This window comes from Brachyspira pilosicoli (genome assembly GCF_019402445.1).
GTDB classification, from domain to species: Bacteria; Spirochaetota; Brachyspiria; order Brachyspirales; family Brachyspiraceae; genus Brachyspira; species Brachyspira pilosicoli_B.
Genome location: NZ_SRZM01000152.1, coordinates 1 through 11,325, shown reverse-complemented (window position 1 = coordinate 11,325; position 11,325 = coordinate 1). Strand labels below are relative to the sequence as shown.

At 29.1% G+C, this 11,325-nt stretch carries 12 protein-coding genes and 1 pseudogene; 3 read left to right on the top strand and 10 right to left on the bottom strand.

The window, feature by feature from the left end; all coding sequences use genetic code 11:
* Positions 1–380 (bottom strand): annotated as a pseudogene (locus E6A48_RS06050) (hypothetical protein); the annotation flags it as partial.
* Positions 371–1,408 (bottom strand): DUF1385 domain-containing protein, encoded by a 1,038-nt coding sequence (locus E6A48_RS06045; protein WP_219709163.1) that lies wholly within the window; start codon positions 1,406–1,408, stop codon positions 371–373. The pseudogene E6A48_RS06050 and the gene E6A48_RS06045, both read right to left, overlap by 10 nt.
* 217 nt (positions 1,409–1,625) lie before the next feature.
* Here E6A48_RS06045 and E6A48_RS06040 point away from each other — a divergent pair, with 217 nt between their 5' ends.
* Both E6A48_RS06040 and E6A48_RS06035 read left to right on the top strand, forming a co-directional pair.
* The gene (locus E6A48_RS06040) at positions 1,626–2,915 is read left to right on the top strand and encodes an MFS transporter (RefSeq protein ID WP_219709162.1); all 1,290 of its coding nucleotides are present in this window, start codon (positions 1,626–1,628) and stop codon (positions 2,913–2,915) included.
* A complete protein-coding gene (locus tag E6A48_RS06035; RefSeq protein ID WP_219709161.1) occupies positions 2,912–3,946 on the top strand; it encodes a sugar phosphate isomerase/epimerase family protein in 1,035 nt (344 codons plus the stop codon). The genes E6A48_RS06040 and E6A48_RS06035 overlap by 4 nt, the downstream gene beginning before the upstream one ends.
* Positions 3,947–4,017: 71 nt before the next feature.
* On the opposite strand, the gene E6A48_RS06030 is transcribed toward E6A48_RS06035, so the two are convergent.
* The 4 genes from E6A48_RS06030 to E6A48_RS06015 are packed head-to-tail and all read right to left on the bottom strand — an operon-like array spanning position 4,018 to position 8,108.
* Positions 4,018–4,599 carry a biotin transporter BioY gene (locus E6A48_RS06030; protein WP_219709160.1) on the bottom strand — a complete coding sequence of 194 codons (582 nt, stop codon included), beginning with the start codon at positions 4,597–4,599 and terminating at the stop codon, positions 4,018–4,020.
* Between the two features lie 33 nt (positions 4,600–4,632).
* Positions 4,633–6,012: a sodium ion-translocating decarboxylase subunit beta gene (locus E6A48_RS06025; protein WP_219709159.1), complete on the bottom strand. Its 1,380-nt coding sequence runs from the start codon at positions 6,010–6,012 to the stop codon at positions 4,633–4,635.
* Between the two features lie 28 nt (positions 6,013–6,040).
* Positions 6,041–7,843, bottom strand: coding sequence for a biotin/lipoyl-containing protein (locus E6A48_RS06020; protein WP_219709158.1), 1,803 nt, complete (start codon positions 7,841–7,843; stop codon positions 6,041–6,043).
* 25 nt (positions 7,844–7,868) lie between these two features.
* Positions 7,869–8,108, bottom strand: a complete 240-nt coding sequence (locus E6A48_RS06015; RefSeq protein ID WP_013243009.1) for an OadG family protein — start codon at positions 8,106–8,108, stop codon at positions 7,869–7,871.
* A 152-nt stretch (positions 8,109–8,260) separates the two neighbouring features.
* Between E6A48_RS06015 and murI the strand changes: the two genes are divergently transcribed.
* Positions 8,261–9,064, top strand: coding sequence for a glutamate racemase (gene murI, locus E6A48_RS06010; protein WP_219709157.1), 804 nt, complete (start codon positions 8,261–8,263; stop codon positions 9,062–9,064).
* A 3-nt stretch (positions 9,065–9,067) separates the two neighbouring features.
* Here the strand turns inward: murI and csrA are convergent, their stop codons facing one another.
* The 4 genes from csrA to flgL are packed head-to-tail and all read right to left on the bottom strand — an operon-like array spanning position 9,068 to position 11,082.
* Entirely contained in the window at positions 9,068–9,313 is a 246-nt protein-coding gene (csrA, locus tag E6A48_RS06005; RefSeq protein WP_014933220.1) for a carbon storage regulator CsrA, read from the bottom strand.
* Positions 9,314–9,316: 3 nt separating this feature from the next.
* Complete coding sequence (fliW, locus tag E6A48_RS06000; protein ID WP_013243012.1) at positions 9,317–9,787, bottom strand: flagellar assembly protein FliW; 471 nt, start codon at positions 9,785–9,787, stop codon at positions 9,317–9,319.
* Positions 9,788–9,828: 41 nt separating this feature from the next.
* Positions 9,829–10,494, bottom strand: coding sequence for a flagellin (locus E6A48_RS11965; protein WP_258018554.1), 666 nt, complete (start codon positions 10,492–10,494; stop codon positions 9,829–9,831).
* Between the two features lie 51 nt (positions 10,495–10,545).
* Positions 10,546–11,082 carry a flagellar hook-associated protein FlgL gene (flgL, locus tag E6A48_RS11960; RefSeq protein ID WP_258018553.1) on the bottom strand — a complete coding sequence of 179 codons (537 nt, stop codon included), beginning with the start codon at positions 11,080–11,082 and terminating at the stop codon, positions 10,546–10,548.
* Positions 11,083–11,325 lie beyond the last annotated feature (243 nt).

The window sequence follows — 11,325 nt, the reverse complement described above, 5'->3', positions numbered from 1 at the left end:
ATATTAAATGCATTATATAAAAAATATCGTTTTATACCATATTTATATAATTTCCAAAATATTATATTGTTATCATGAAATAAATACATATAAATGGATTCTCTCATATTATCATTAATATCTATAGATTTTGGAATATTAGTAAAAGTTCCTGTATAATATACACCTCTCTTGTTCATTATATTATTATTTTCTATAACAGGAATATTGTTTCTTGCAAAAGATTTATTAGGAACAGTATTGTAATTAATGTATATAAATAAATATATAGATGATATTACGGCAATTATAATAAAAGCTATTAAAATATATTTCTTTATATAGCTTGCTGAATATTCATAATAATCATCATTTACTATTAAACGTTTTTTTATACGCATAACTCAGCTTCATTTTCCTTTTCAATATCAGCTTTTACTTCTTCTTCGCTTCTTTCTTCTACTGAATTATCTAATAATTTATTTAAAGCAAACAAAGCAACTTCTAACTCATCATCTTTTGGTCTTTTAGTTGTTATTTTTTGAAGTAGTAGACCTGGTAATATTGCAAGTCTCATTAATGGGAAATTATAAAATATAAAACCTAATTTTAATAATTCATAAGATATTCCAGAAACTATAGGAAGTAAAATTATATTCATAGCTAATACTGTGAGATTACCTAAAATTTTTGGTGGAGTATATGAGGCGTAAATATAAGAATAAACAAAATAACTTGTAAACATATAAAGAAGTATTGAAACAGTTAATACTAAAAACATAAAAGTAGTTCCACATCTTGGGTGTATAGTTGTATAATCTCTTATATTATTTATATCTGGATTAAGCCCATGCTCATATGCATTAACTACCATATGCTCAGCCCCATGATATTCAAATACTCTTCTCACATCGCTAAATAAAGATATAATAAGTAAGTAGCCAATAAATATTGCTAATTTTATAACTCCTCTTGTAAGGTTAAATAAAACAACACTTTCTTTTTCATTTATTCCTATTAGAGTTGTAATAAAATATGGCAATGCTATAAAAAGTCCAACAGCAAAAGCTAAAGATACTAACATGCTTAAAGTCATAGCAGCACTTTCTTTTTTACTACTTTCTTCTTTTGTAAGATTTTTTTTGTTTTTTTCTTTTTCTTCTTCAAGTCCTGCAGTGTTAGCAGAAAAAACTAAAGTCTTATAACCTAGTTTCATCATATCTACAAAATTTATGATCCCTCTAAAAAAGAACATTTTGCTTAATTTATTTTTATTATCTTCTATCTTATGTTTTATAAAATCTATTTTTTTATTCGGCTTTCTAACAGCTACAACATAATGAGTTTTATTTCTAAGCATAATTCCTTCTATTACAGCTTGTCCTCCAACTCCTTGTTTTATTCTATTTTCATCTAATTTATTATTCATTAATAATTATCCTAAAGTAAATATTTTTGTATATGATATAACAAATATATTATTTTTCAAGTGTGTAAATATATAAAAGGTATTAGAAAAAATATCATTATTGTGAATAGTATTCTTTATATTAAGATTTTATTATTTTTTTTGTTTTTTTATTGAATATAAAAATGTATTATACTATACTTTAACTGTACTTTAATATAAAAAATAGGAGATTCTAATGTCAAAAGAAGAAAAAGTCGTAAAAAACAGTTTTAAGAAGTGGTTCACATTCTGTGTTTTGGTTTTCAGTGGAGGAACAGTATTTAAATTATCATCTTTGAAAGATGCATTTTATGTTCCTATGCAAGAGTTTATGAATTTAACTCATACACAAATAGGTTTTGCATTATCTGTTTACGGATTAGTTCAAACTATAGGAAATTTCTTTTCTATCTATATTGCTGATAGATTTTCAAAAAGGATATTAATTCCTGTAGGACTTATAGGTGTTGGTTTAGTTGGATTATATATGTCTACATTTCCTCCATATTATGGTATATTGATTTCTTGGGGATTATTATCATTATTTGGAGAGGTTATATATTGGCCTGTATTATTAAAATCTGTAAGATTGTTAGGTGATAGTAGTGAGCAAGGAAGATTGTTCAGTTTCTTAGAAGCTGGAAGAGGTATAGTGGATGTAATAATAGCTTATAGTGCTTTAGGTGTATTTACATTATTAGGTTCTGGTTCAGCTGGTTTAAGAGGTGGTATAATATTCTTTTCTGCTGCTGTAATATTAGCTGGTATATTATCATATATATTATTAGAAGATGACGTTGTTAAGCTTGAAGATGAAAGCGGCAATAAAGTTTCAAGAGATAAAGTTGCTATACAGGGTGTTATAAAAGCAATAAAAAGTTTGGAGATATGGGTTGTTTCATTAACTATATTTAGTGTATATTCTGTATATTGCGGATTAACTTATTTTATACCTTTCTTAAAAGATATATATAGTATACCTGTAGCTTTAGTAGGTGCTTATGGAGTAATTAACCAATATGGTTTGAAAATAGTAGGTGGTCCTATAGGAGGAGTATTATCTGATAAAGTATTTCATTCACCTACAAAATATATAAGATTTGCATTCTTTTTATCAGCTATTGCTATAGTAGGATTTACATTTATACCGCATAGTAAATTTAATCCTTATATAGGTATGGTTTTAACATTAAGTTATGGAGCTATTATATTTTCTATGAGAGCAGTATTTTTTGCTCCTATTGATGAGGTAAAAGTTCCTAGAGAAATTTCTGGAGCTGCTATGTCTATAGCTTGTATATTCGGTTATTCTCCTCAAATGTTTGCTTTTGCATTATATGGAAATATATTAGACAACAATCCTGGTTTTGCAGGATATCGTATAGTATTTTTTATAATGGCAGGTTTTTCTATACTTGGAATATTAATATCTAGTTTGCTTTTATCAATGATTAAGAAAAAAGAAAAATTAGGAGTTCAAGCATGAAATTAGGTTTAGAAACTGAAAGCTATCATTTATTCTTTCAAAATAAAAGAATGAATATATTTGATTTTATTAATAAAACTAAAGAACTTGGTTTAGATGGAGTACAAATTAATATCATAAAAGATTATAATTTGGACCCTATTTGGGGTACATTAGAAACAGATGATATTAACCATCTAAAAAAGGTTAGAGATTTATGTGATAAATTAGGGTTATATATAGAAATTGATACTAAAGGTATAGATTTTGAGCATTTAGAAAGAGTTTTGAAAGTCGCTAATATACTTGATGCAGAAGTTGTAAGAACATATATTCCAACTAAAGACCCTGTAATATCTGAAGAATCAGGAGCAGGTGGAAAATATGACCCAGCAAAGGTGCGTCAATATTTCGATACTTCAATATATGAAGAAGCTATACCAAAATTAGAAAAGATTATACCTTTATTAAAAAAATACAGAATAAAAATAGCTTTAGAAAATCATGAATATGAAACTTCTAAAGAATTAGTTTGGGTTATAGAAAAATTATCTAGTCCTTGGATAGGGTTACTATTTGATTTTGGAAACTCTATGATGGCTTGGGAAGATCCTATTGAAGCTGTTAATAATATGGCTCCATACACTTTTTCTACACATGCCAAAGACCACATTATTATAGAAGACCCTGAAGATGTTTATAATTACGTTGTATGCGGGGTTCCTATTGGAGAAGGAAATTTAGATATCAAAAAAATATATGATGTTCTTTATAATAAATCTCCATTGAAAAGAATAAATATAGAATCTTGTCATCCATATTGTGCTCAATTTAAAAGAGCTCCTGGAATTGGCGGAGTAGATAGGGTAGGTGAAAGTGCTTTTAAAATACATTCTCATCCTTATCCTTATAATGATATAAAACCATTAGAATATTATTATCCTCATGAAATATCTAATGAATATTTAGAAAGATTATTGAAAGACCAAGATGAAGGTTTAAAAAGGTCTATAAAATATTTAAAAGAAATAAGAGATTCTTATTTAAACTAATAAAACTATAAAAAAGGAGAAAAGCTAAACTTAGCAATTCTCCTTTTTTTATATTAATAAATATATATTAATTATTTATTTTTTAATACTACAGTCATTAATGAAGAAAGAGCAATAGCTTTCACACAATCACCAAGAATGAATGGAACACTTCCTTTCATTATAACTTCTGCTAAAGTATATGGAGTTCCAACATTTGCAGACCATATATATAAACCTATCATACCGCAAATATGTATTATAGCAATTTGTGATACAAATAATATTATAGAAGTTTTTACAAAGCTTACAGCATTATTTTTTTCAGTATATTTACCTAATACTAAAGCACATAATGCATAACCTACTAAATAACCAGTAGTAGCACCTAAAGCATTTGGAGCTATTGTAGAAGGAAGTCCGATAGAACCAGCTAATATAAATAAAGCAACAGAAACAAAAGCCCAAAAACCACCAAGTGTTAAAGCACTAGCACATACAGCAAAAGTAGCGAAGTTAATAGGTACAGGTGTAAATGGTAAATATATTTTTATTTGTGAAGCAATAGCTAAAGCAACAGCAAAAACTAAAGCAAGTGATAATTTTTTTACAGCAGAAGCATCGTTAATTAAATAAGCTCTAGCACTATTATATCTTTTTAATATTGTAGTCATAATTTTTTTAACTCCTTTATTTTATAATTTTTATTAACCTAATATAGCAAGCAGTACACCAGCAGCAACAGCAGAACCAATTACTCCTGAAACATTAGGACCCATAGCATGCATAAGTAGGAAGTTGTGAGGGTTAGATTCCTGTCCAACTTTGTTAGCAACTCTAGCAGCCATAGGAACGGCAGATACACCAGCAGCTCCTATTAAAGGATTAATTTTATCTTTACTAAATACATTCATTAATTTAGCAAGTAATACACCGCCAGCAGTACCCATAGAAAATGCTACTAAACCTAATATCAATATACCAAGTGTCTCAAAACGTAAGAATTTATCAGCAGCTAATTTACTTCCTACAGATAAACCTAACATTATAGTAACAATGTTAATTAATTCATTTTGAGCAGTTTTTGATAATCTGTCAGTAACACCAGATTCTTTAATCAAATTACCAAACATCAAAGCACCAATTAAAGGAGCAGCATCTGGTAAAAGTAAAGCAACAAGTATGATAACTACAAGAGGGAATATGATTTTTTCTCTTTTGCTAACAGGGCGTAACTGTTTCATTTCAATTTTTCTTTCATTTTCAGTAGTAAGCCATTTCATAATAGGAGGCTGAATAATAGGCACTAAAGCCATATAAGAATAAGCAGCAACAGCAATAGCACCCAATAAACCAGGTGAAAGTCTTGAAGCTGTAAATATAGCAGTAGGACCATCAGCACCACCAATAATACCTATAGAAGCAGCATCTTTAAGTGAGAAATTGATAACAGGTATATAAGTTGATAAAACCATAGCACCAAGTAAAGTACCAAATATACCTATCTGAGCAGCAGCACCAAGTAAAGCAGTTTTAGGGTTAGCAATAAGCGGACCAAAATCTGTCATAGCACCAACACCAATGAAGATGAATAGCGGGAATAATCCAGATTCAATACCAAAAGTATATATTTGACCTAAAAAACCACCACTACTTAAAGTAACAGGAAGCCCATTAATGACCTCTACTACAGGCAAAGCAGCAATATTAGCAACAGGTATATTAGCAAGTATTCCACCCATACCTATAGGGATAAGAAGTAATGGTTCAAAGCCTTTAGCTATAGCAAGATATACTAAAAGCAAACCCACACAAATCATTATAAGATTCTGCCATAGAGGAGCAGTTTTTACTTTAATATCATTAAGTTTTGTTTGATATTTTTCTTGTTTACTTTTTTCAGCTTTCACTTGAGCTTCAGCTATTTCTTTTTCTGTTCTAGGGAAAAGTCCACCAAAAGCAGTATTTCTAGCTAAAGATATAAGTGATTCTTTTATATCAATAGGTTTATATTCTTCTTTTTCTTGTGCTAAAACTACAGATGCCGTCATCAAGACAAGTGTAAATACTAAAAATATTTTTTTCATTCTTTTCACTCCTTCAAACAAGCATCTATTATCCAACAATAGCCAACTCTTGACCAGCAACTACAGCATCCCCTGGTTTTACTTTTACTTCTTTTACAACACCACTTGCAGAAGATTTAATTTCTACTTCCATTTTCATAGCTTCTACAATTAATATAGTTGTTCCATCTTGAACTTGTGTTCCAACAGGAGCAAGTATTTTTAATACAGTACCAGGTAAACCAGCAGTAATAGGAGTAGCAGAACCACCTGAAGAAGCAGGAGCTGATTGAGTAGCACCAGCAACTATACCATCTTTAATAGTATAATCATAGCTTACACCATCAACTATAGCTTTACCGTTTTCTATTTTTACTCCATAGCTAGAACCGCCAACTGTAACAGTAACTTCATTGCTAGTAGCTTTAACACCATCAGAAGAACCAGCAGCATTCTTTCTAATACCGAGTTTAGCTTCACCTTTAAGGAATTGTATACCTTTTTCTTTACAAGCAGCAGCTATAAATACGTTTTCATCAGAAAGGTCTGTTATACCAGCATCTTTTAATGCCTGTTCAGCAGCTTTTCTACCTTTTTTAGGGTTTCTATCATCTATATCCATAGCAAGTTCAGTTGTAGGCTGTAAACCTAATTGTTCACTAGCTATTTTTACTATTTCAGGGTCAGGAGTAGAAGGAGTTTTACCAAAATATCCTAATACCATTTTTCCATAACCATCAGCAATCTTTTTCCAATCGCCTTGCATTACATTGTTAAATGCTTGTTGGAAATAGAATTGAGATACAGGAGTTACAGAAGTACCGAAACCGCCTTTTTTAACTACTTCAGTCATAGCCTTAATAACTTCAGGGAAACGGTTCATTACATTAATATCTCTCATCATTTGAGTATTAGCGGTTAATGCACCACCAGGCATTGGAGCAAATGGAATCATAGGCTCAACAGTTCTACTTTCAGGTGGTAAGAAATAATCTTTCATACATTCTTTGAATACTTCTTCAGCTTCTCTGATTTTATCTATATCAATATCAAAATAGAAATCTGTTCCTCTTAAAGCATGCCACATAACTATTAAATCTGTAGAACAAGTACCGCCAGATACAGGAGCCAAAGAAACATCTATACAATCAGCACCAGCATCTAAAGCCGCTTTATATTGTATAGCACCAATACCAGCAGTTTCATGGCTATGCATTTGTATATGTACATCTTTACCTAAAATCTTTCTAGCTTCTTTAATTGTATCATAAACTACTTGAGGAGTAGTAGTACCAGAAGCATCTTTGAAACATACTGAGTCAAAATCTACATTATCTTTTATTTGAGTTAATACTTTTCCATAGAAAGCAGCATCATGAGCACCTTCACATCCAGGAGGAAGAGCCATCATAGTAACACATACCTGGTGTTTTAATCCTGCTTCTTTAATACATTGTCCACTGTAAATTAGGTTGTTTACATCGTTTAATGCATCAAAGTTTCTAATAGTTGTGATACCATGTTTTTTGAAAAGCTGAGCATGAAGTTTAATCATATCTCTAGGCTGAGATTCCAAACCAACAACATTAACTCCTCTTGCCAAAGTTTGTAAATTAACATCTGGTCCAACAGTCTTTCTAAAAGTGTCCATTACATCAAAAGCATTTTCATTGTTGTAAAAGAATGCACTTTGAAATGTTGCACCGCCGCCAGATTCAAAATATTTAACACCAGCTTTTACAAATGCTTCTACAGCTGGCATAAAGTCTTTGGATAATACTCTAGCACCGTAAACAGATTGAAATCCGTCCCTAAATGCTGTTACCATAAATTTTACTTCTTTTTTTGCCATATTAATTTCTCCTTATGCTTGTCCATTACTTTTTATTACTATGAACATGTGCTAAAGCTATAGCAATAGCAACCATCTTGTCATTACTCACAGATTGAACAGGTAATGCAGTTTGTTCTTCCTCTTTTTGAGGCATAACTTTATCTACTTGTGCTATAATAACACTTACTAGTTTCATTACATAAACTAATATTATTAAGAAGAGTACTACTACACCCATTCCTATAAGCATTATTTGTAAGGCTTCTATGATACTTCCGTTCATGAAATCCTCCTAATTTTATTTTGTATACATTATACAATATTTTACACATATATACAAGTATCTTTATACAAAATAAAAACTACATATCACAATATATTTGACTTTTATGATATACTATATATAATATCAAAAATTTTATTTGGATTTATTTAATGAGTATATCTTCTAAACCTATAGCCGTTTTTGATTCAGGATTTGGCGGTATAAGTGTTTTAAAAAAATTATTAAATATTCTTCCTAATGAAAATTATATATATCTTGGGGATAATCATAATATACCTTATGGTGATAAATCTAAAGAAGAAATAACTCAATTATCTATAAAGATATTAGATTTCCTCATAAAACAAGATTGTAAAATGGCTGTTATTGCTTGTAATACAATTACTGCTTCTTCTTATGATTTCTTAAAAGAAAAATATGATATACCTATAATAGAGATAATATCTAATGGAGTAGAGGATATAATTGATAATACCAAAAATAATAATATATCTATAATGGCAACTGAGTTTACAGTTCACTCTAATATGTATCATGATAAAATACTTAATTATAATGACAAAATAAAAGTTACTCAGGTAGCTTGTCAGAAATTATGTCCTATGATAGAAAATAATTGGTATAGTTATGATGATAGGCTAAAAGTTTTAGAAGAGTATGTAAAAAAAATAGATGATAATTCTGATACTTTACTTCTTGCTTGTACACATTATCCTTTTATAATTGATGATATAAAATATGTTGTAAATAATAAAAAAACTAATATAAAAAATATAATAGACCCTAGTACTAAAATAGCATTATCTATAAAAAAATATCTTATTGATAATAATTTAGTTAATAATTCTGGAGGAAGATTAAAGTTTTTTACAACAGGGGATAAAAAAGATTTTAATGATTTTGTATCTAGATATGTAAAAATTAATTATGAGTTAGAAAGAATAGTTTTATAAAAATTATTTATTTTTTTCTAGTTTATTTTTTACAAAACTGCTTAAGATATTTAATTGTTCAGGATTTGTTTTAGAAGCTTCTAAGTTTTGGCTTTCTATCTCTTCATAAACCTCTTTTCTAAATATTTTTACATCTCTTGGAGCATTGATGCCTAATTTTATTTGGTCGCCTCTTATATCAACAAGCATAATTTCTATGTTATCGCCTATAACAATGCTTTGATTGATTTTTCTAGATAGTACAAGCATATATCAACTTTTCTCCTCTTTGTTATTATTATTTTCAGCATTGTTCTCTGACAATATTGGGTGTCTTGTATTATATTTATCTCCAATAACTGTGCATTGTCTTGCTTTGTGATTTTTTATATTAAAAACTATTGGAGCTATTAAATTGGCACTCATAGCTTTGAAATTATCATTTGGTATTGTTACTATTGTTAATAAATGTATATCTTCTTCTTTTTCAATTTCTAATAATTTTATATCATTATCATGAACATCTGGTTTATAATCTTTAAATACCAGAAATGGATCTATCAATATAAAACATATATTTTTATCATCTTTAGACTGCAGTATTTTAAAAGTACCTTCTTCGTCCATATTAAGCAAATAAAACTCATCATAGTCCTCAAATGCTAATATGCTTCCGTTAAGGTGATATAAATTGTTATCAGAAACTTCTACTTTTCCTAATATTCTAGATTCTATTTCTGGCATTAAATAATTTCCTTTAATTTTTTATTATTAATTAGTTTATATTATCTCATATAATCCAATAATGTTCTTCCTAATAGTCTTCCTGTTGTTTGTAATGTTGCATTATGAGCATATTGCCACATATTGAAATTAACAATCTCTTCAGCATAATCAATATTTTCATTTTTAGCCAAAGCTTCATCTATTGCAAGTTTTTGGTCTTCAAAGCTATTGTAACCCATATCAAGTCTTGTAACTTTTGAAGAAGCATTAGCTTGAACAGTTGTAACATTATCTATAGCACTATCTATATATCCTAAAGCCTCGCTTCCTATAGCTCTAACATCATCATTAAGCATAGCATCTCTTAAATATATTAAACTTTCAAATAGAGATTTACCAGATATAACAGCACTAGGTTCATAATTGTTTTCTGGAATATTTCCAGCACCTTGTCTTACTAAACCTATATCTTGTAATACAGTGCCTCCTTTTAAATCTTGTAAAAGTATTTTGTGAGGAGTAGATGTTTTTAATTGTATAACTTTAGCACCTCCTCTTAAATCTCCTATAGTAGCACTAACATTTCCATTAGCATCATTTATTCTCTGAACTATAGCTTCAATATTGTCGCCTTGCTTTATGTTTATAACCATATCATCTATCATAATATCTTGATTTTCTGAAGCAACATAATTGCCTGCATCAACTGTTGATATTATTTCCATATTTGTACCCCAAAAAGCATAGTTTCCTGGAGTGCCGACATTGATATATGGTCAATTTTCTATTTCTCTGTTTTGAGCATTAGCATCACCTTCATACATTACTGTTTGAATTATTGAACGTCCTGCTTTTTCATCATGTCCGTATAATGCTCTAAATGGTGCAGTTTTTACACTTGTACCAGAGAATATAAACTCTCCTTTGCTTTGAGTTTTAGATATGTCGTATATTCTTTCTATCATTTCTTCTACTTCCATAGCCATTTTAGCTCTGTCTTCTGCAGAGTATGTGCTGTTTGCACCTTGTACTGCTAAATCTCTTGCTCTTGCCAAGGCTTGTGTAATAGAACTCATAGAATCATGTGCTACGCTTAATCTTTCTTTACCGTCTACTATGTTATTTTGATATCTATCTAATGATGATTTTCTTGTTCTGTAATAAATAGAATTGATTGTGGATGTAACATTTTCATGCGGTCTTTGTACTCTTTGACCTGTAGATAGCCTTGTTTGAGATGCTTCCATTTCACTATAATTTTTCTTAATACTGCTTATAGCTCTATTATATTGGGCTTGCTCTGTAACTCTCATATTTTTAACTCCTAATTAAAAAATATATATCATCCCAGTTTGATTTATCGTCATAATGAAAAATTGTTTTATTATTTTTTTATTTTATTGAATAATTTTTTTAAACTCCATATTTTAATAGTAATTTGGTATTCAATTATAAATATTTATTAAATAATATTAATATATAATTGCACTTTTTGCTTTTTTGTGGCAGGAAAAAGAAGAATAAAATTTTTAAGTTTTTATTTGTGGTGGCTTTGC